Annotated in this window: 16 protein-coding genes; 3 read left to right on the top strand and 13 right to left on the bottom strand. The window is 68.8% G+C overall.

Annotation, left to right across the window (positions count from 1 at the left end; all coding sequences use genetic code 11):
• Nucleotides 1-3: 3 nt before the first annotated feature.
• The 8 genes from IPK85_21965 to IPK85_21930 all read right to left on the bottom strand — a co-directional run bounded on the left by IPK85_21965 (nt 4) and on the right by IPK85_21930 (nt 8,328).
• Complete coding sequence (locus IPK85_21965; GenBank protein ID MBK8250032.1) at nt 4-252, bottom strand: acyl carrier protein; 249 nt, start codon at nt 250-252, stop codon at nt 4-6.
• Nucleotides 253-264: 12 nt separating this feature from the next.
• On the bottom strand, nt 265-1,080 hold the full coding sequence (locus tag IPK85_21960) for an SDR family oxidoreductase (protein ID MBK8250031.1): 816 nt from the start codon (nt 1,078-1,080) through the stop codon (nt 265-267).
• Nucleotides 1,077-2,579, bottom strand: coding sequence for an enoyl-CoA hydratase/isomerase family protein (locus IPK85_21955; GenBank protein ID MBK8250030.1), 1,503 nt, complete (start codon nt 2,577-2,579; stop codon nt 1,077-1,079). Before IPK85_21955 ends, IPK85_21960 begins: the two co-directional genes overlap by 4 nt.
• 2 nt (nt 2,580-2,581) lie before the next feature.
• The gene (locus IPK85_21950) at nt 2,582-3,817 is read right to left on the bottom strand and encodes a hydroxymethylglutaryl-CoA synthase family protein (protein MBK8250029.1); all 1,236 of its coding nucleotides are present in this window, start codon (nt 3,815-3,817) and stop codon (nt 2,582-2,584) included.
• Nucleotides 3,814-4,563 carry an SDR family oxidoreductase gene (locus tag IPK85_21945; GenBank protein ID MBK8250028.1) on the bottom strand — a complete coding sequence of 250 codons (750 nt, stop codon included), beginning with the start codon at nt 4,561-4,563 and terminating at the stop codon, nt 3,814-3,816. The genes IPK85_21950 and IPK85_21945 overlap by 4 nt, the downstream gene beginning before the upstream one ends.
• Complete coding sequence (locus tag IPK85_21940) at nt 4,560-5,861, bottom strand: beta-ketoacyl-[acyl-carrier-protein] synthase family protein (protein ID MBK8250027.1); 1,302 nt, start codon at nt 5,859-5,861, stop codon at nt 4,560-4,562. Before IPK85_21940 ends, IPK85_21945 begins: the two co-directional genes overlap by 4 nt.
• The gene (locus IPK85_21935; protein MBK8250026.1) at nt 5,854-7,107 is read right to left on the bottom strand and encodes a beta-ketoacyl-[acyl-carrier-protein] synthase family protein; all 1,254 of its coding nucleotides are present in this window, start codon (nt 7,105-7,107) and stop codon (nt 5,854-5,856) included. The genes IPK85_21940 and IPK85_21935 overlap by 8 nt, the downstream gene beginning before the upstream one ends.
• Nucleotides 7,108-7,176: 69 nt before the next feature.
• Nucleotides 7,177-8,328: a sulfotransferase gene (locus IPK85_21930; GenBank protein MBK8250025.1), complete on the bottom strand. Its 1,152-nt coding sequence runs from the start codon at nt 8,326-8,328 to the stop codon at nt 7,177-7,179.
• A gap of 176 nt (nt 8,329-8,504) precedes the next feature.
• On the opposite strand from IPK85_21930, the gene IPK85_21925 reads away from it, so the two are divergent.
• Nucleotides 8,505-11,741, top strand: a complete 3,237-nt coding sequence (locus IPK85_21925) for a PD40 domain-containing protein (GenBank protein MBK8250024.1) — start codon at nt 8,505-8,507, stop codon at nt 11,739-11,741.
• Between the two features lie 47 nt (nt 11,742-11,788).
• Here the strand turns inward: IPK85_21925 and IPK85_21920 are convergent, their stop codons facing one another.
• Nucleotides 11,789-16,528 (bottom strand): diguanylate cyclase, encoded by a 4,740-nt coding sequence (locus IPK85_21920; protein MBK8250023.1) that lies wholly within the window; start codon nt 16,526-16,528, stop codon nt 11,789-11,791.
• A gap of 373 nt (nt 16,529-16,901) precedes the next feature.
• On the opposite strand from IPK85_21920, the gene IPK85_21915 reads away from it, so the two are divergent.
• Entirely contained in the window at nt 16,902-17,162 is a 261-nt protein-coding gene (locus IPK85_21915) for a hypothetical protein (protein ID MBK8250022.1), read from the top strand.
• Nucleotides 17,163-17,216: 54 nt separating this feature from the next.
• Here the strand turns inward: IPK85_21915 and IPK85_21910 are convergent, their stop codons facing one another.
• From IPK85_21910 to IPK85_21895, 4 genes are all read right to left on the bottom strand, one after another.
• Nucleotides 17,217-17,705, bottom strand: coding sequence for a hypothetical protein (locus IPK85_21910; GenBank protein MBK8250021.1), 489 nt, complete (start codon nt 17,703-17,705; stop codon nt 17,217-17,219).
• 93 nt (nt 17,706-17,798) lie between these two features.
• Nucleotides 17,799-18,704, bottom strand: coding sequence for a hypothetical protein (locus IPK85_21905; GenBank protein ID MBK8250020.1), 906 nt, complete (start codon nt 18,702-18,704; stop codon nt 17,799-17,801).
• A complete protein-coding gene (locus tag IPK85_21900) occupies nt 18,701-19,351 on the bottom strand; it encodes a zf-HC2 domain-containing protein (protein ID MBK8250019.1) in 651 nt (216 codons plus the stop codon). Before IPK85_21900 ends, IPK85_21905 begins: the two co-directional genes overlap by 4 nt.
• Entirely contained in the window at nt 19,348-19,935 is a 588-nt protein-coding gene (locus IPK85_21895) for an RNA polymerase sigma factor (protein MBK8250018.1), read from the bottom strand. Before IPK85_21895 ends, IPK85_21900 begins: the two co-directional genes overlap by 4 nt.
• Nucleotides 19,936-20,094: 159 nt before the next feature.
• On the opposite strand from IPK85_21895, the gene IPK85_21890 reads away from it, so the two are divergent.
• Nucleotides 20,095-21,105 (top strand): flippase-like domain-containing protein, encoded by a 1,011-nt coding sequence (locus IPK85_21890; GenBank protein ID MBK8250017.1) that lies wholly within the window; start codon nt 20,095-20,097, stop codon nt 21,103-21,105.
• The last annotated feature ends 32 nt before the right edge of the window (nt 21,106-21,137 follow it).

The raw sequence follows: 21,137 nt of genomic DNA, 5'->3' as shown, positions 1-21,137 counted from the left end.
GGCCTACGCCGCCTGCATGTGCTGCAGGAACTTGTCTGCCAGTTCGTCCACCGTGCGGATCTGCGCGAGTTCGGTGCGCGGCACCTTGATCTTGAGGTCGCGCATGGAGCAGGACACGATCTCGATCACGTCCAGTGAGTTGGCCCCGTACGCTTCCATGGAGCGCGTGGGGTCAATCTCGGCGCTGCCCACATCCTCGACGTTCTCGCGAATGTTCTTCACAATGACCTGCACGATGTCGTCCTTGTTCATGAGGGGCTCCAATCAGGGGGTGGAAGGAACAGCAGGGCGACGTTGCGCCGCCTGGTGTAGCACGATGAGGTTGTTGCGGTAGCCGCTGCCGCCGTCCACGGTGATGACCTGTCCGGTCAGGGCGTCGAGGTACCCGGAGCAGAGGGCGACGATCGCGCGACCGCAGGCTTCCGGGGACAGCACCATGGCGCCGTCGATGCCCAGTTGCTGCAACCACGACGGGAGATCTCCAAAGAAGGCCCGAGTGGCCTCGGTATCCACGAGGCCGAACCGCACGGCATTCACCTGGACGTCATGGGGAGCCAGGTGCATCGCGAGGGCCTTCGCGAGTTGCTCGAGCACGGCCTTGGATGTCGCGACGAAGTCGTAGCCCGGGTAGAAGTGGTCAGGGCCGTCGCTCGACACGGCGATGACGTGCCGTGGGTAGCGGCCGAGTCGTTCCTGCATGAGTTGCAGATAGCGTGCAAGGGGCCACGCGCCGTAGGAGAGCGTGCGCTGGAGCGCTGGCCATTGATAGTCTTCCAGCGAGTTCACGCGGGCTGAGAGGCCCGCATTGCTGACGAAGATGTCGAGATGATCGGTATGCTGGCGGATCGCGTCGAGGAGGGCGACCGTATCCGCATCGCGCGACACGTCCGCCTCGACAATGAGTGGCGTTTGGGCACCAATTGCCGCGTAGTCCGCGACGAGCGCGTCGGGGTCTACCGATCCCCAGCGGTGCGTCAGCACACACCGCGCACCGGCCCGCGCCAGCTCGAGCCCGGCCGCGCGACCGATGCCCCGCGTGCCACCGGTGACCAGCGCCCAGCGCCCAGACAGGTCGATCATGCGAGCGGCTCCGCGACGGGGACACGCGCCAGGATGACCTGGGCCGTCTCCGGATGTTCGAGGATGTCCCGGTGCGCCGCTCGCTCGAGCGCCAGTGCCGCGTCCACGCGTTCGCGTCGGGAGACGGCCAACGTCTGCTTGAGGAGGCGGGACACCCGTGGGGTCGAGCCACACATGTCGCGGGCCAGGTCCAGGGCAGCCGTCAATACGTCGGCCCGGGGGAGCACCCGCACGCCCGGCACGCCGCGGCGCAGGAGGTCGGCGCCGCGCCAGGTTCGGCCCGTATACATCATCTCACGGGCGAGCCCGGGACCCACCAGCTCTTCCAACAGTGCCGTGCATCCCATCCCCGGGGTGATGCCGAGCCGGGTGAAGGTCGCGCCATACCGTGACTCGCTCGCCAGGATCGTCACGTCGCACGCGGCCGCGAGGACCAGGCCGCCACCCACGGCGTGTCCTTCGACGGCGGCCACCACCGGTACATCCGCATCGAGCACCACACCAGCCAGTTCGACCTCCGCCAGGTCCACGCGACCCGCGGCGGCATGGTGCAGCGTCTCGGCGGTCGCCCCACTGCTGAACACCGACGGTGTTCCCGCGAGAATGCACACCGAGAGGCTCTCGCAGCGACTGACCTCGGCGAGGGCTGCGCGCAGGCCGGCCAACATCGGCGCAGACAGTGCGTTCCCACTCGCTGCATCGCACATGGTGACTTGTGCAATTCCAGGTTCGATGACGGACCACGTCACCGGCGGCGTGGGGCGGTCGGACGCATGGCCCACGGGGGCGTCGAGCTGGTGTTCGGTGGTGGTACTCCCGCATGCCAGGGACACCAACTCGGCCGCGCCCTGGCGAACACGTCGAGCGCGGCCGGTGGCGGGTCCCGATGCAAGGAGACGTCGTCCGCGTTGCAGGGCACGCTGAGAGGCACGGCCAACCTGGCGCAGCAGCTCTCGCAGTCGACGCTCCAGCGCGTCGGCGGCCACCACCTCGTCGAAGAGGCCATCCTGGCACGCGTCCTCAGCGGTGCGCGTTGCACCGGACTGGGCGAGGTACCGCATACGCCCTTCCGAAAGTCGAGCGGGGACGAGGTACGCTCCCACCACGCCGGGCACGAGGCCGAGGAACAACTCGGGGAGCTGGCAGCTCGCGGCGGGGGTGGCGATGACCACATCCGCCACCGCGAGCAACGCGAGTCCCCCACCACGCACGGGCCCCTCGACCACGGCGATGACGGGCAGGGGGCCGTTGCGAAGGCCCTCGAGCACCTCGACAAAGCGATTGATGCCTGCCTGGAGTGCGCCCGGCTCGGGATGCTCCGGCGACGCCATACCCAGGCAGAAGGCGTTCCTGCTGCCGCGCAGCACGATGGCCCGCGCGTCGCCACGTGCCGTGGTGAGGCCCGCCTCGATCACGTCGAGCGTTGCGTGGTCGAGCCAGCACGGCTGTTCCGGCGTGCCCAGCGTGATGGTGATGATGGGGGCGGTGTCGCGCGCCAATATCACTGGTCCCCCCAACGATAGATGCGCTGGTAGTCGCGGACTTCCTCGAGGACGAGCCGCGGTCGCCCGTCGTAGTGAGTTGCCATCAGCCCCGGCACCACGTCGCGTGCCGGCGTCGCCCCCGGTGCGTCGACGATCACGGTGCGGGCGCGTTCGTTGGCCTCATACTCAGCCACCGTCACGGTGCGCCGTTCGGCGAGGGCCGATGGGATGCCACGTCGCGCAACGACCGCGCGGGCGCCCGGCATCACGCGCACGCGATACCACTCCCCTATGGCTCCCGACCCATAGCTAAAGCATCCCACCCGGGCTCCCTCGGGCAGCTCCGGATCCGTGCCGACGAGGCTGGCGAGCGCGGCAAAGTTTGACGACGCGTACGGGCTGCCTAACGCCTGGGCAAAGGCCAGCGACGGCCGCACGCGCCGTGCGAAGTCCTCGGCGATGGCCGCGCGCCCGCGGTACCCGACGACCCCGCACAGGGTGCGATGGGCCTGGCTCGCCATGCCGGCGAACGGAGTGTGAAAGACCAGGCGATCGAAGTCGTCGGTGAAGCGCGTGTCCGGGACCACGCTGCAGTAGTCGGTCCAGGACTCCTCCAGCGCCTCGAGGTACGTGAGCAGGCTGAGGTCGCCGTTCCCCACCTCGCGAATGGCCGTGGGCCGGAACGTGTCGTAGCGATGGCACGACCAAGTACCGCGGGCGGGGTCACACTCCAGCACTCGCGGCGCATCGCTGACCACCATCGCCGTCGCGCAGCCGCCAAGGACATACTCGTGCAACTCGCCGAGGTGCTCCCGACTGGCATCGCTCGCAATCACCAGCGCCTTGCGGCCCCGATGGTGTCCCGCGCGAATCCAGTCGAGCGCGATCGTCAGCGCGGCCACGCCGCTGTAGCAGGCGTGTTTCACCTCATAATTGCGGATGTGGCTGCCGAGCCCAAGCAGATTCAGCAGTTGCGTGGAGATCGGCTTGCCGTAGTCGATGCCGCTTTCGGTCCCGACGACCAGGAGGCCGATCTCGGCCCGGTCCATTTCCTCGACCAGGGGACGGGCTGCCGTCGCCGCCATCGTCACGACGTCCTCCCACGGTGGGAACACCGCTCGCTGCTCGACCATCAAGCCGCCGAGGGTGCGACCGGGGTCTACCCCACGCGCGCGTGCGAGGTCGGCGAGGGCGAGCGCCATCGACCCGCCGTACAGGTTCAGGGCATCGATGCCTACCGGGCGCGTGGTCATGGCGAGTACGTCAGGCCGCCGGCGACCGAGAGCACTTCGCCGTTCACGAACGAGGCGTCGTCCGACAGGAGAAAGCGGACGACCCGTGCCACCTCTTCACCCGTGGCCACACGGCGGAGCGGGCAATACTCCGTCCAGTAGCGCTCCAACTGCGGCGAGAGACTCGCCGCCGTCAGGTCGGTCGGCACGTACCCGACACTGACCGCATTGCAGCGCACCCCGCGGCTCCCATACTCGCGGGCGAGGGTGCGGGTCATACCCTCCAACCCCGACTTCGCCGCCGCGTAGTTCACCCCACCGCTGCACCCACCGGCCGCCACCGAGCTGATGTTCACGATCCGCCCATCGCGGCGCGACAGGAAGTGCATGAGCAGCGCCCGCGCCACATAAAACGGTCCGAAGAGGTCGGTACGCAGGACGTCGTCCCATTCCTCATTGCTCATCATCACGGCCGCGTTGTTCCGCACGATCGCCGCGTTGTTGACCAACCCGCCGATGGTCCCCAGTCGTTCGGTCGCCTGGTCCACCGCGGCGTCGACCGCCGCGGGATCACGCACGTCGAGCTGCAGGCACTCGACCATGGCCCCGGGATGTCGCTCCCGCACCCCCGCGAGTGTCGCCTCGGCGGCCGCCTGGTCCTGCACCCAGGTGAAACAGCAGGGGTATCCGGCCGCGACGAGTTCCCCGACGATGGCCCGCCCGATTCCGCGGGAGCCACCGGTCACCAGCACCCCGGGGCGGCTCATGCGGCCTCCCGCGCAAACAGGCTGCTGCAGTTGATCCCGCCAAAACCGAAGGCGTTCTTCAGCATCACCTGCGCGTCGCAGTCCACGGCTCCCTCGCGACAGACGTCCAGCTCGATCGCCGGATCCTGCGTGTCCACGTTGATCGACGGGTGCAGGCGACCGGCCCGCATCTGGAGGATGCCGCCAATGGTCTCGACCAGCGGCGCCGCCCAGCAGGTGTGCCCCAGCATCGACTTGGGCGCATTGACTCGCAGCCGGGCGGCGTGGGCCCCGAAGACCTCGCGCAAAGCCCGCGACTCCTCACCGTCGCCCAGCGGCGTACTTGTGGCATGACAGTTCACATAATCCACCTGGTCGGCGGCCACTCCGGTTCCATCCAGGAGCGCGCGAATGAGCTTGGCCTGCATCTCCCAGCTTGGGGTGGGGAGGTGCGACGCGTTGCCGTTGGCCCGCACGCCGAGGAGCTCCGCGTGGATCGATGCGTGTCGGGCGCGGGCGTGGTCCAGCGATTCCAACACGATCGTCGCGGCCCCATGCGACGGCACGAACCCGGCGCGACGGACATCGAACGGTCGCGACGCCCGCGTCGGATCCTCCTGCAGTGTCGGATCGACGACCACGGCGCTCAGTACCGCCGACGCATGCACGTCCATCTCGGTCATGTCGAACGGCGCCCCACACACCACCGCGATGTCGGCCTCGCCTGTCGTGATGTCCCGCCAGCCGGCCCGCAAGGCGAGGTTCCCGCTCGCGCACGCCCCGCCCAGGGTCATCGTCGGCCCACGCGCCTGCAGCGCCTCCGCCACGCACCCGGCCACGTTGGTGTCCAGGCCGTGAATCCCGGCGAGTGCATCCATGGCGTCGGGGTCGTCACGATATCGCGTGGCGTTCTCGGCGATGTAGCGCGAGTTCACGTTGTGGCCTCCCACCGGGACGCTCACCCGCCACCGATCAACGTCTGCCCCGGACAACCCCGCATGACACCAGGCGTCGAGTGCCGTCAGCATGGTCAGGCGCGCCGAAAAGTTGGTTGCGCGCATCAGGCGGTGCGCCGTGCGTCCCATGGCAACCGGGAGTTGGGGACGGAGCCGCGCCAATGCGGCAGCCGTGTCGTAATCTCCGAGATCACCGCCCACCCGGCACTCCAGGTGCCGGGCGTCCAGCGTACGCCAGGGACCGATCCCGGAACGCCCCGCGAGCAACGCCTCGAGGTAGGCGTCGAGCTGGTCACCCAGCGGGTTGATGGTGGCCATCCCGGTCACCACCACGCGACGTCCCGGCTGGCGGAGGTCAGGCATCGGGATGACTCAGGATGATGGTGGCGTTCTGGCCGCCGAACGCAAAGTTGTTGGACAGGACGTGCGCGATGGGTGCCTGCATCGCCTCGCGGACCACGTTGAGGTCCAGCGCGGGGTCCGGGGTGTCGACGTTGATCGACGGATGCACCACCCCGCGCGTGATGGCGAGGATCGACGCGATCGCCTCCACCGCGCCGGCGGCGCCGATCAGGTGCCCGGTCATCGACTTGGTGCTGTGCACCGGGATGCCGCCGCTCCCCTGACCAAAGATGGAGTGCAGCGCCCGCGATTCGGCGAGATCACCGAGGAGCGTGGAGGTCCCGTGCGCGTTGATCAGGTGAATGTCGGCGGGCGCGAGCCCGGCGTCGCGCAAGGCCTCGTCCATCGCCCGCTGGGCGCCCTCCCCGTCAGGGTGCGGCCTCACCATGTCGTGCGCATCGCAGGTAAACGCCGTCCCGCGCAACTCGGCGTAGATCGTGGCCCCACGCGCGCGGGCATGTTCCCACGCCTCCAGGCACAACACCCCTGCGCCTTCCGCCAAGACGAACCCGTCCCGCTCCGTGTCGAAGGGACGGCTCGCCGCCGCGGGATCCCCGGTGCGACGCGACAGGGCACCGATCACGCCAAAGCCGGCCATGGCCGGCACGTCCACCACGCCTTCCGTTCCGCCGGCGAAAATCACGTCGGCCTGACCGGTACGAATCAGGGCGGCGGCCACCCCAAACGCGTGATTGCTGCTCGCGCACGCGGAGCTGACGGCGAAGTTGGGCCCGCGCAGGCCATGTTGCTTGGCGAAGAGGGCCGGTGGCGTCCCGGGAATCGCGCCAACGGCATAGAACGCTCCGACCGAATCCAGGGTCCCCTCGGCGATGCGCCGCGACATCTGGTAGTGCAGACCGTCTCCGGCGTCTCCCGTCCCGAAGATGGCCCCGATCCGATGCCCACCCCGTGTGATTTCCGCTGGGGTGAACCCCGCGTGGGTGATGGCTTCGTTCGCTGCCGAGACGCCGAGGATGATATGACGCCCTAGTCGGCGCTCCATCTTGGGAGGAAGTCCGCTTGCACCAGCCGGGAGGTCGACCTCGCCGCCTATGCAGACCCCGAACGGCAACAGCGCCGGATTGCGGACGTGGCGCACCCCGCTCTTCCCGGCGTGCAGGGCACGCCAGAACTCTTCCACGCCGCACCCGATGGGGGTAACGGCACCCATTCCCGTGATGGCGATGCGGCGACGATCGGATGACATGTGATTGGGGCTCGATTTCCCCTCATGGCGCGAGCATCCTCGAATTCACGTCATCCAATGTGGCTCGGATCACGAACCGGTCGATTCGTCCCCTTGGACCAGCACGCGTTCGAGAAGCCGGGCTGGCGGCGACCCGTACCCCCAGAAGTGAAAGAGCGGCCCCCAGCGTCGCCGCACCTCCGCCACCTCGTCAGTCGGAACGTCGAAGGCGTTCTTTCGATAACCCTCCTGCGAACGGAGGTATCGCGCAAAGGATGGGCGCGCATTCTCGAACCCGTCGAGGTCCAGGGAGGAATAGACGCGGGCGAGCGTCCCCTCAGGGTTGGATTCCAGATCCTCAAAGCGCACTTCGACCAGCGCTCCCGCAGGGACGGCGTCCCGCGCCTGGAGATAGGCGCCAAGCATGGCCTCACCCGTGGCCAGAACGATCTCCCTGAGCGCGGCGCGGTCGATCGACTGGAGGGCGTAGTCGTCCAGCATCGCGCGATAGAACTTGAGCGTGCTCGCATACGTGACGACCGGATCACGCACCAGGAAGATCAGGCGCGCGTCCGGAAACGCCTGGAGCAGGTGCGGCACGCGCCCCGTGTCCGCCGGATTCTTCGCCAGCACCGGCCGGCCGCCACCAACGCCCGACGCCATCGCGAGGAGGACACGATACTGGTCGCGCCAGCGCGCCACGCGCTCCCCGTCCTGATCCCCGGACTCGAAGGACACCCAGCTTCGGTAGTTCTCGTGGAAAGCCCGCGGAAAGCAGAAGCCATGATACAGGCAAGACTGGGACATCGCGCCGAGGGCATGCTCCGGCTCCTCGGGCAACTCGGGCGCCATCGCCATGTTGTCCATCGGCCTGGTCGCTGGTAACACGGCGCGGAAGACGCGCGGAATCGCCGCAAAACGGAAGAGCTCTGGCAGGATAGCCTGCGTCGTGGCCATGGTAGCAAACTGCGGATCACAGCCGAGCAGGTTGTTGAGGTGCGTGGTCCCGCTGCGATAGTGTCCGATGATGAACAGCGGTCGAGAGGGCACGATCGCGGATCCGCCTCCGAAGCGCACGCGGTGCAACAGGCGGAGCGGGGCCAGGAGCGCCGTGACCGCCGACACCGTGAGGGCACGAGGGATGTACCGGGGATCAATCTCGAAGCGGTGACGGGCGAGGAGGGCAAGCCAGCTACTGGCGCGTCCTCCCATGAGCGGGTGATTCAGCAGTGTCTCGAACACGAGGGCAGGCGGAGGGACGCGGGACGGATGCCTTGCCTCCACAGGCGCACTCGGCATCGCGAAAGCGCCACGGAGTCGCCGGTCGACGCGGGCCAGTGCGCTTGATGGTTCGTGACCGACTTGCCAGCGTCTCCCCCCTCCCACAGGTTCGACGTCGGTCCCCACCTCCCGCCGCCATGCCCCCCCTGCGTCGCTTCGCGTTCTCGCTCGCGTTCCTCCCCTCCGTCCTCGCGGCCCAGACACCGTCAGCCGCCGACACCAGCGTCGCGCTCCCGATCACCGCGGAGCGCACCCTCCGGTTCACCACCGACGAGGGAACGTGGATGTCGCTGGACGTCTCCCCGGATGGACGCACCATCGTCTTCGACCTGCTCGGCGACCTGTATGCCTTGCCCATGGCCGGAGGCACCGCCACCCGCCTGACGAACGGGATGGCGTGGGACGGGATGCCGAAGTGGTCCCCGGACGGGCGCAGCATCGCCTTCATCTCCGACCGCGATGGCGGCGACAACCTCTGGCTCATCAACGCCGACGGAACGGGTGCCCGCCGCCTGACTCGCGAGGTGGACAACGCGCTCTCCTCGCCGACGTGGACCCCGGATGGCCAATACCTCATCGTCCGGCGCTTCGGCCCGTATCCCACGGCCGAGAACTACCTGACGAACGTGCCCCTGTGGATCTACCACCGGGATGGTGGCAGCGGCGTGGAGCTGTACCCGGCAAAGCCAAACGCGAAAAGCACGAACACCGGGGCCAGCGTGTCGCCTGACGGTCGCATGGTCTACTTCGGCTCGCATCCCGGCGGGTACGGCGGCGAGAACCTCGGCGCCTACCAGGTGATCGCGCTCGACCGCACCACCGGCCAGGAACGGCCGATCACCGCCGGAGCAGGAGGCGCCCTGCGCCCCATCGTCTCGCCGGATGGCCGCTGGCTCGTGTACGCCACACGGGCGCGCACGAAGACGGCGCTCCGCATTCGCAACCTGCAGACCGACGACGACCAGTGGCTCGCGCCGGAGATGCAGCGCGACGACCAGGAGGGGTACGCTCCCAACGATGTTCTGCCTTCGTTTGCCTTCACACCGGACTCCAGGGCCGTGGTCTTTCCCGGCGGCGGCAAGATCAAGCGCGTGGACCTCGCGACGAAGCAGGTGAGCGTTATCCCTTTCACCGCCAGCGTCGAGGTGGGGATGGGGAAACGGTTGTTCCACCCGCTGACCCTCGCTGATGGCCCCGTGGCCGTCACCCAGCTCCAGGGGATCGCCGAGCGGCCGGACGGCCGACAGCTGGCATACTCGGCGTTAGGCAAGGTGTACACTGTTGACCTGCAGGGCACCACCGCCGGCACGCCGCGGCGACTGACCACCGCGTCCGGCCGCGAGCACTCGCCGGCGTACTCGCCCGATGGGCAGTGGGTCACCTGGGCCAGCTGGAGTGATTCGCTGGGCGGTTTCCTGTGGAAGGCGCGCGCCGATGGCAGCGGCATGCCACAACGACTCACGAGCACCCCCGCGGCGGTCAGCGGCCCGATGTGGGCACCCGAAGGCGATCGCATCGTGTACACGTCGCAGCCGGTGCGCGCCGCGCTCGGCGGCGGCCCCGTGGCGTCCATGTCCGAGCTGCGGGCGGTCAGTGCGAACGGGGGCGATCCGGTCGTCATCACGCGCTCGGGATCGTACGTGTCGCTGGTCACGGCCACCTCGGCCGGGCCGGCCCGTGTGTACTTCGCCGAAGCCGTGCCCGGACCGCCCGGCTTTCAGCAGACGCAGACCACCGCGCTGGTCTCGCTCCGGATGGACGGGACCGACAAGCGCACGCACGCACGCCTCACCACGCAATCCAACTTTGGGCTGCCCCTCATCCGGGTCGCGCCGGACCAGCGCGCCATGATCGTGGTGGAGCGCGACGACGCCTACGTCCTGCCGCTGACGGACGGGGGCGCCGAGGGGATCGCCGTGAACTTCAACGCCCCATCGGTCCCGCTGCGTCGGCTGACGAGTGAGGGAGCCAACTACGCCACCTGGGCTGACGGTGGCCGAAGCGTCGCCTGGTCGTTCGCCAATCATTACTACCGCGCCAGCCGGGACACGGTCCTGCGTTATGCCGAGTCCTCGCGATGGAATGCCACGCATGCGGTGATCACCCACCAGGCGCCGCGGGCCGTGGCCACTGGTCGTGTGCTACTGCGTGGCGCCCGGATCATCACCATGAAGGGCGATGAGGTGATTCCCCGCGGTGACGTGCTGGTGGAGAATGGCCGGATCGCGCAGGTCGGGCGGAGCGTCCGCGCCCCCGCCGGCACCCGCGTGATCGACGTGAGTGGCAAGACGATCATGCCCGGCATCGTCGATGCCCACGCGCATCCCAAGACGGGCGCGGAGAATGCGCCGGAGCAGGAGTGGAGCATCGCCGCCAACCTCGCCTACGGCGTGACCACCACGCGCAACCCGTCCGGCTCACGGCAGAATATCGCCTGGGGCGAATTGATCGAGACGGGCGAGATGATCGGCTCGCGAGTCTTCGCCACGGGGCCTCCACTCACCTTCAACCAGGTACCCGTCCGTTCATACGACGACGCCCTGAAGGTCGTGCGTCGCTACAAGCAACAAGGTGTCAACTCGCTCAAGCAATACCTGCAACCACGGCGCATCCAGCGGCAGTGGATCCTGCAGGCCGCGCATGCCGAACAGATCAACTCCACCAACGAAGGAGCCGCGGACTTCAAGCTCGACATCCAGCTGGCCATGGACGGCTACACGGCCTTCGAGCACAGCATCGGGCAGGTGCCGCTCTACAAGGATGTGGTGACGGTGCTGGCCGATGCGAAGATCGCGTACACCCCAACGCTGGTCGTGGCGTACGGCGCGCCGGCCGGTGACGGCTACTTCCGGGCCCGCACCGACCTGCACGCCGACCCCAAGGCGTCGTACTTCACCCCCGCGGAGCTGCTCTCCCGCCAGGCCCGGCGCCGTCCGCTGATCGTCGAAGAGGACTACAACTTCCCGCTCATTGCCCAGGGGGTCCGCGACGTGATCCGTGCCGGCGGCATTGCCGGGTTGGGGTCACACGGCCAGCAGGATGGCCCGGCCGCGCACTGGGAGCTCTGGATGTTGCAGTCCGGCGGGATGACCAACCACGAGGCGCTGCGCATCGCCACCATCCTCGGCGCCGAGTCCATCGGCTACGGCAAGGACCTGGGTTCGATTGAGCCGGGCAAGGCCGCCGACCTCCTCGTGCTCGACGCCAACCCGATGGACAACATCCGCAACTCGATGGCGATCCGCTACGTGATGAAGGCCGGGCGGCTGCTCGAGGGGAATACCCTCAACGAGGTCTGGCCGTCGACGCGGGCATTCCCCACCCCCTACTGGGTCAAGGAACGTCAGGCCCTGCAGGGCCTCGAACGGCGTTAGGCGGCACCCTCCCCCGTCGCCCCCCAGCACGCGCCGGGGGGCGACCGCTACGGCTCGGCGCCGGCGGCCGCGCGAGCGTTGAGTTGGCGATACCTCGCCGTCAGGGACGCATAGTCGGACGCCTCAACCCACGCGGCGAGGCGCGCGACATGGGGCCAGCCATCGGGCACCCCCAGGTCGTCCAACGGACCGGTGACATCGGCGACCAACCAGGCGAGGCCATACGCGTCCGAAAGTTCGGCGCGCTGCAGCCCCTCCTGGAATCGCACGGCGGCCGCGTGCCGATCCCCCTGGAGCACCGCGAGCCGCACGGCGAGCGCCTCCAGCAGTTGGCGACCCTGAAACCACCAGTCGGACTGGGCCCGCAGGTGCAGGTGGCACGCCTGCAGGCATCCCCGAGCATCGTCCGCACGGCCCAGGGCGAGCCACGCCAGCCCCTGTCCGGCCCGGGCACCGACCTCCACATCGAGCTGGTTCATCGCGGCGGCGGCGACAGCCGCGTCGCCATACAGGCGCGCCGCACGCTCCGCATTGTTGGTCTCCAGGGCAAGGTTCGCCTGGTTGTACAGCGCCGCGAGGCGATGCGGTTCGTTGTGCAGCACCGCGAACCCTTCCATCGCCTCGCCCAGCGAGGCATCGGCCTCGGCAAAGGCCCCACGCTTCATTTGGAGCACGCCGAGGTTGAGCGCCGCGAGCCCGGTCAGGTCTGGCGAGTGGATGCGCCGACTCAGCGCCAGCCCGGACTCGTACACCTGTTGTGACCGGGCGTCGTCACCGCGACGCGACAACGCGATCCCCAAATTGATGCTTGCGCGTGCCTGGCCGACCAGGTCCCCCATCTCGGTGAACGTGGCCAGCGCGCGTTCGTAGCACTGCAGGGCCTCCGTCGAATCCACCTCGATCACGGCGGACCCGAGGTGCATCAGCGTGGTCGCGAGCAGTGCCCGGCTCCCGTGCGCCTCGGCCACCGCGACGCTTTCATTGCCGAGCCGTCGCGCTTCCTGTTGTTCACCGCGCCGGAGGAGGATGCGCGAGAGCATCCCGAGCAGTTCCACTTGTTCATGCCAGACGCCGGCGGCCGTGACCTGTGCCAACAGCACGTGCACCGCCTCCGCTGTCTGGGCGAGCGATTGCCCTCGCAACCCCCGAATCCGCTCGCGCGCCCGGCGCACCGAGAACAGCGGGTCACTATCACCGGCGGTCGCGGCCTCTGCGAGGAGCAGGTCGCACAGGGACTCGGCCGCCTCGTAGGCGCCGGCGAGCTCGAGCGAGTGGAGGCGTTGAAAGCGGCACGCCTTGAGGGCCTGGACATCGGGGGCGTTCCGTTCGGCGAGCGCGTATGAGGCCGCCGCTTCGTCATGGGCGTACACCGAAACGGCCCGCTCTGCCGCGCGGACGGCGAACGCGTGCGCCTTGTCGCGCGTCCCGGCGGCGTCATAGTGCGCCGCGATCACGGCGATGGCGTCGGGCCGCAGCCGCTCGAGGGCGGTCGCCACCTGTCCATGCATACGCGCCAAGCGGCGCCGCGGCACGCGCGCCTTGATCGCATCGGCGATGAGCCCGTGGGAGAACGCATAGTGCTCCTCCGCGGGATCGCCAACCTCCTCGACGACGTGCGCCACCGTCCCTTCGGTCAGCGCATCGAGCAACTCGTCCTCGTCCATGCCACCGGCCACGAGCACCGTTTCGAGGTCGAACGACCGCCCCACCACGGCCGCTACCGTGAGGTGAGCACGAGCCCGTTCGCCCAGGCGCTCGATCCGTGCATCGATGAGGTCCGTCACGGCGGTCGGCAACTCGAGGTCCGGCCGATCGCGCCACTGCCAGCGCCGTCCGGCGTACCAGAGCGCCCCCGCCTCCTGCAACGACCGCAGCACATGCACCACCAGGAGCGGGTTGCCTTCCGTGTACCGGTGGACAAACCGCAGGAAGCTGGGCTCGATCTCGCCCTGGTGGAGGATCGTCTCCAGCCAGGTGCGCAGGTCGTCCTCGGCCAGCCGGTGCAGCGTGACATCGCGGAAGCGTTCGTCACGTGAGAGGTGCCGCCGCCGCTCGGTGACCCGCGACGCGTCCTCGGCGCGTAGCGTCATGCAGATCAACAGGCGTTCGGCCTCGAGGTGGTGGCGCACGTACTCGAGGGCATCCCAGGTGGATGCATCGGCCCACTGGACGTCGTCGACCACCAGGGTCAGCGGCACGCGGTGACAGGCCTGACGCAGGTACGCCGACAACTCGGCCAGCAGCGCGTACTTCGATCCGGGCGAGAGCGATGGTTCCTGTCCGGCGCCGAGTGCGGGGACCAGCCGTGCGAGCTCGGGCCATCGGGCGTCCGGTGGGACGAGGTGCGCCGCGTGGATGGCCTGCACGATCTCCGCCCACGGGCCATATGGAGGCTTCACGTCCGTCGCGAGGCATCGCCCGCTCACCATCAGGCCCCCGCGGAGGCGCACCTCTGGCTGGAGCTGTCGCACCAGTGAAGTCTTGCCGATGCCCGCTTCCCCCACCACGCACGCCAGGCGCGGGCTGCCGCCGCAGGCGGATTCCAGCTCCTGCAGGAGCAGGCGCATCTCCCGTGTGCGGCCGACAAACCGGTCGAAGTGCAGGGCGGCGACCTGGCGTTCCTCATCGGCCTCGGTGGCGCTTGCCGCCTGGTTGCGCCCGCGCCGCTTGGCGACGTAGAGCGCGCGGTCCGCCGCGGCGAAGAGCGACTCCATCTCGCCGGTCGACGCATCGCTCGTGGCGACGCCAATCGACAGCGTGACGCCGACAGTGCCTTCGCGGCGCTCGCGGATCGCGAGGCGCACCGTGGCCACCGAGGCACAGAGGTCGGCCGCGATCGCGCGCGCAACTTCGTGCTCCGTCCCGGGAAGGAGCAACACGAACTCATCCCCGGCGTAGCGGCCGAGGATCCCGCGCTCACCAACCGCGTCCCGCATCTCCGCCGCGACGGCGCGCAACACGTCGTCACCCTGCAGGTGTCCGAAGGTGTCGTTAACCAACTTGAAGTGGTCCACGTCGATCACCAGGAGCGACAGCGCCTCCCCGCGCGTCCGAGCCTCTGCGAGGCACTCCTGGGCTTGCACCAACACCGCCTTGCGGAGCAGCAGGCCGGTCAGGTCGTCACGTTCAACTGCCCCGACGTTCAACGCCGATCGACGCTGGGCTGGGGCCGATAGGGTGTGCGTCACCACCTCCCCCACTGCCGCGATGCAGGCATCGAAGAGTGCAGGATCGAACTGTCGGCCCACATCACGCCGCATCACCTCGAGGGCCGCCTCACTCGACAGGGGCTGCTTGTAGCTCCGCTCGGTGGTCAACGCATCGTAGACGTCCGCCAACGTCACGATGCGCGCCCAGAGCGGAATTTCCTCCGCCCGGAGCCCGTCCGGGTACCCTGATCCGTCCCAGTTCTCGTGGTGGGAGCGGACGCACGGTACCACGTCGTACGGGAAGTCCAGCTCGGCGAGGATGTCCGCCCCAGCACGCGCGTGCAGCTTCATCACGGCCCACTCATCTGCCGTGAGTTTGTCGCGTTTGTTGAGGATGTCCGAGGAGATCACGACCTTTCCCACGTCGTGGAGGAGGGCCCCCACGCGGAACCAGAACATCTGGTCCGCCTCGACACCTACACGCCGCGCGATAGCGCAGGCCAGCTCCGCCACGCGATCACAGTGCCCCCGCGTGTACTGATCCTTCTCTTCGATCGACTCGCTCCAGCGGCGCACCACCTCGAGCACCTCGCGCTCGAGGCGTTCCGTCATGCCAAGCACTTCGGTGATCGCCTGCGGCACGCGGATCTCCGAGTACAGCCGACGTGCCGTGTTCAGCGCCAGCAGCAGGTCGCGCGTCCTGCCCTGGCCGCGGTACAGCTCCGCACGGTCGCGGGCGAGCTGGGCACGCAGCAGCTGGTCCCCTCGCTGCACCGCATAACGTTCCGCATCGGCGAACGAGCGCTCCGCCTGGACGGCATCGCCCGCGGCGAGGGCGATGAGGCCCTGGACGCGGTAGCCGTGCGCGGTCGCGCCAGTCACGGACCCACCATCCATCATGACGCGCGCGCAGGCCGCCTCCGCTGCGGCGACATCCCCCTTGCGCACGCACATCTCCGCGTGGTTCAGGACAATGATGGCATGAACCGAATGGTCGGCCACCTGGAGCGCCAGGTCCTCTGCCTCGGCGAACGCCGTCTCCGCCGCGTCCCAGTCGCGCGTCTCCGTGTGGAGGCGGCCCAAGTTGTTCTGAGTCGTACAGATCTCGCGAAGGGCCCCGCGCGCGCGACAGGCCGCCAGGCTCACTTCATAGTACTGGCGGGCCTCTTCGTGTGCGCCGCGTACACTGGCGACCACCCCGAGATTCTGTGCGGCAAGGGCCGCGAGGTGCAGGTCGTTGGTCTCTCGCGCCAGGTCCAGCGCCTGCGCATAGAAGTGGCTGGCCTCGTCGAGGTCGCCGCGCTGCCAACTGATGATGGCCCGCAAGTTCAGGCAATGCCCAAGCCCGGACCGTTCGCCGTAGTGCCTGGCGACCCCCTCGGCGCGCGCCAGGAAGGCCAGGGCCTCAGTGAACTCTGCGGCCTCCTGGTACGTGCGTGCCACCCAGCGCAGCAGGTCAACCTGGAGGCGCGTGCCCTCGCGCGCCGTCGCTTCCGACAACGCGGTGAGGTATTCAGCGCGCGCCTCCCCCCATTGCCCCAGCCGTTCAAACTCCCGGGCGCGCACCAAACGCGCCTCCCAGAGGTCTTCGTGTGCGTCGATTGCGGCGGTGGGAGAAGTGGGTCCTGCGTCCGACATGCAAGCAGAAACGCGGATGAGCGCCGCGCAGGGGAGTGGGGAGGCGCGACAAGGGGAGTTGGCCTGTATTGACGAACAGGAGTGTCGGGATGTATCCGCGTGGCCACACCTTCCGCCGCGCCTTGCATCCCGCGGCATCGGCCGCATTTCGCTGGAGGGCCCGGCGAATCCGCACGTCGGACGAACCGACCGAACGCGCGTCTCGACGCATGGAAAGGCAGCCACCCTGACCGACTGCGGCATCGGTTGCGCGCGCGGACCCGGCAGAGCGCGCCGTTGTGCGCTGCATCACGAGTCCGGCATGGGTGGTGCTTAATGCAGAGTCAATCCCGTGACACGCCGCACACTCCTCCTGCCACTCAGAACACTTCCTATGTCCACGACCCGCCGCTTCTTCGCCGCCGCCGCCGCCCTTCTCCTTGTCACGACGACGGCCTGCTCGGACGCCACCGGCCCTTCCGCCGCCCGTCGCTCCGGCTACCTGACGGCTTCATCGGCCGTCACGGCGGCGCCGACCTCCACTGGCGCCACCAGCACGACCGGCACCACGACGACCCCCACCGGCACGACGAAGGGTACGAAGACCCCGGCCCCCGAACCGCAGAGCTCGGGCTACAACGTGACCGCCTGGTGATCATCGTACGATGAGCGCCCCGGCCGCAACGGCCGGGGCGCTTGGTTTTGACGCTCAACCCGCACGTGCGCGCAGCGCGTACTCGACCTCCTGCATCACGACCGGGGCAGGCAACGTGTGCCCCTCCTGGCGACGCGTCGGGACCGTGACCTTTGCCACCTGCCCCGCGCGGTCCAACTCAACGATCGCGGACACGCGATCCTCCGGCCCCTGCGCCACGCCGATCACCAGGGTCCACGCGCCTTCGCTCGCCCATTGCTTCCTCAGGGCAAACACGCCCGTGCGCGACGTCCGCGCAAACTCCAGGGGCACGGTGCGCCGCTGGCCGTTGACGATCCCCTCGGCGGTGCCGCTCACCGGGAAATTCATGGGATTCCCGTGATGGAAGGCGTGAACCACAAGGAACGCATCCTTCGTGGAGCTGTCGTACGGATTCACGGGGTACTCGATGCTGATCCACGGGGGCCCGCTGGTCGCGGCGGTGGGAATGGCCGGGGTCGTGGACAAAGCGGCGGCGAGGGCGCCGAGAAGGAGCCTGGTCATGGTGGTCTCGATGTGTGATGAGGTCTGTACCGGTGGGTGCGTGAGTGCGAATCACCCACGCCCCGTGCGAGGCAATCCGGCAATCGCCGCCGGTTAACCCGGCTTGGCCGGTGCTGCGTCGGACCGAACGAGCCGGATGTTCCCCTTGAAGGAACGCAACGTCGCCCGGGCATCGCCAATGCCAAGGCCGAGGCTCAGCTCTTCGCCGCGGCCCTCCCGCCCGGGCGTCGGGCGGCGTGAGGTGACGTTGTTGAGGATGCTGCCAGCGATGGTCGTGGCCTCGATGTCCAGTGAGGCCTTCGCCGGCAGCGCCAGGTCGATGGTGCCGCTGTGGGAATCAATGGTCAGGGAGCCCGCACGCCGCATCGTGCCGCCAAACACGACGTTGCCTGTGACGGACTCGATGCGCGCACGTTCGTACTCTCCCCCACGCGCCGTGATGGTGCCGCTCACGGTGGTGAAACCCGCGTCGGGCGACCCGCCGTTGACGACGATGGCGCCACTGGCCGTCTTGACGCGCATCCACCCGGGCGTCCCCGTGATGGTGACCGCCCCGTCCATGGATTCCACGTTGAGTTCTCGCGGCGTGCCGCTGACCGTGATGCGCCCGCCGACGATGTTCAGGTCCAGGCCGCCGGTCACCCCGGCGACTTCCATCGTGGCATTCGCGGCCTTCGCCCACACCGTGGCCCCGGACGGCACAAACAGCTCCAGCTTGCCTGTGGCCGCCGCGCCGGCGGGTCCTTCCAGGTAGTACTTCACCCCCTTGGACGGCGCCTCACTCACGCCACCGTCGACGCGTGTTCCCTTGGGAACGTCGCCGCTGAGCAGCAGCGAGTCGCGATCCCACGCCGTGACCCGCAACGACGCGAAGGACCCATTCACGCGGACGTACACGTCGCGCGTCACGTGATGGCGGCGCTCGACCTTCTGCTGGGCCGCCACAGCGGTCGCCACACCACACGCGACCAGGGCCGACAGGACACGCAACGGGTTCATGTGCTGGATGCGAGCTGGGTGGCCCGCCGCAAGAGGTCAACTTTCTGTCGATGGTTGGATGCCAGCAGATCCAGCAGTGCTGCATTCGCCGGGTCACGCAACAGCGCGTCCCGCGCCTCGGCAATCGCCGCGTCCACCGTGGCCAGCGCGCGCTCCACTGCAGCAACCGTGGATGGATCAAGCACCGCGCGTTGCGCGTCGAGTTGCGACTGGAGCGAGGCTGCACTCTCGATGTAGCCACTCTCGGTGGACAGCCACGCCGCGGGAAGGAGGGTCGCCCCCTCGGGAGGCGCGGCCGGTGCGCGGTCGCGCAGGAGCAGCGCCGTGGTCCCGGAGGACAGCACCACGAGGACCGTCGCCGCGGCCACCAGCCTCCGCGTGGACCAGGAACGCGGCCGCACACGCGATCCCGGGAAGGCGACCACCCGGCGCTCGTCGATCGACTCGCGGACCGCCGCCCATAGCCCCTCGGGCGCCGGCAGCGCCTCCGGAAGGGCCGCCGTCGCGGCCAGCAGGCGTCGCAGGTCGGCGACTTCCTCCCGGCACGGCGCGCAGTCCGCCAGGTGCCGCTCGACCTCGCGCTGCGGCTCGGCGGCGAGCCGCGCGTCCACGTAGTCGTTAAGGTGCGATACCTCGGGATGTGTCATCGATCCAGCCAGGCAATGAGGAGTTTGCGTGCCCGGTGCAGGTGCGCGCGCACCGTGCCCGGGGCAATAGACATGCGATCGGCGATCTCGTCGTGGCGAAAGCCCTCGACGTCGTGGAGCACGAAGACCTGGCGCGCGTTCGGTGGCAGCTTGGCGATGGCCCGCTCGAGGTCGATGCGGTCCCCCACGTCGGCCGGGGTGAGTTCCGGCGCCGCCTGAACGTCGTCGTCCGTGTCGTCGGCGAGGGCCACGCGCGCCTCACGCCGTCGCTGGGAGCGGGCGGCCTCCAGGATCACGTTCACCGTCAGGCGATGCAGCCAGGTACCGAATGCGGCCTCCCCCTTGAACGAGCCCAGTCTCTCCCACGCCCGCACGAAGGCGTCATGCGCGAGCTCGCGCGCACGCTGACGCTCGCCCGTCATCCGCAGGCAGAGGGCGAAGGTGCGTCCCACATGCCGCCCGAACAGGGCCTCGAATGACCGCATGTCACCCGCCTGGGCACGCTGGGCGAGTTCGCGATCGTCCGCAGGGTCGAGGTTCGGGGCCGTCACGCGCGGGTGGAGGGTGAGGGCGGGCACCGTCATGGTCCTGGTTCGATGCCGCCGGAGGACCACGTGCTTAGCGCGTCATGCTCGGACTTTGATCCGGAGCCCGCAAGGCCTGCCACTGGCACCACACGGCAGAACGCGAAGATTTGTGGCGGGCCCCACCGTAGGAAGGCCCGAGCCCTTCTCCCGTCGGACTTGACCCCTCTTCGCTGGTTCCTCACCGCCCTGTCGTTTGCCGCGTCGGTCGGGGTGTCTGTTTACGTGGTCTCGTCCAGCTGGCCTGAGGGCGGCGCCCCACTCGGGCTCCCCTGGGGGTCGCACCTGCTCCTGCTCGCGGCGGTGGGGTTCGAGATCGTCTGTCGCGTTCTCAAGATCATCCTCAGCGCCAGGGCGATCGGCGTCCACACCCCGTTTGGGGTGGCCGCCCGCACCATCCTGGGCGGCGACTTCGCCGCGTCCATCACGCCGTCACGATCTGGAGCAGAACCCGCCCGCTTCCTCGTGTTGACCGAGGCCCGGGTTCCCGTGGCGAGTGTCCTGCTCGTGCTGTTTCTCGAGTTGTTCCTTGAGATGGTCTCGTTGGCCATCCTTGCCATCGCCTTCGGGATCTGGTGGCACGACCAGTCGGGGATCGTGCGCGGCATCCTGCTGACCGTGGGGATTTATTCGACAGGCGTCCTGGGGACGGGGCTCTTGGGATTGATCCTGGCGAAGCGTCGCGCCAACGGGCCGCGCCCGCCGCTCGTACGCTGGATGGGGATCGGTTCGGGGGCCTGGCGACGAATCCAGCTTTCCTTGCGCCAGCTCCGGGCCTCCGCCGGCTCGCTGCGCACTGCGCATCGCGGGTTGATGTTCGCCGCCCTCGGCTTCTCGATCCTCCATGTCATGGGGCGCCTGGCGATCCTTCCCCTGGTCACGGCAGCGTACGGCGAGGAGGCGCCGTTCTCCTCGCTGGTGCTCTGGCCGATGGCCCTGCTCTACGGGGCGGCGATTGCGCCCGCACCAGGTGGGGGTGGCGTGGTGGAATTCGCTTTCAACGCCGCGTTAGGCGGGGTCCTGTCCCCCCGGCTCATGGCGGCGTCGCTCATCTGGTGGCGGGTGTACTCGTTCTACATCTACATACTCATTGGTGCGATCGCGGCCGGACGGACGGTGATGCAGGCCCTCCGGCGCAACCGCAACCAGCTGGGGGCGGATCCCCACTGAGTGCATCGCTCGACGTCTGCGCGCTGAGGGCG

It is taken from the genome of Gemmatimonadota bacterium (assembly GCA_016712265.1).
Classification (GTDB): domain Bacteria; phylum Gemmatimonadota; class Gemmatimonadetes; order Gemmatimonadales; family Gemmatimonadaceae; genus RBC101.
The sequence above is the reverse complement of the archived record's forward strand: the minus strand, read 5'-3'. Positions and strand labels throughout refer to the sequence as shown.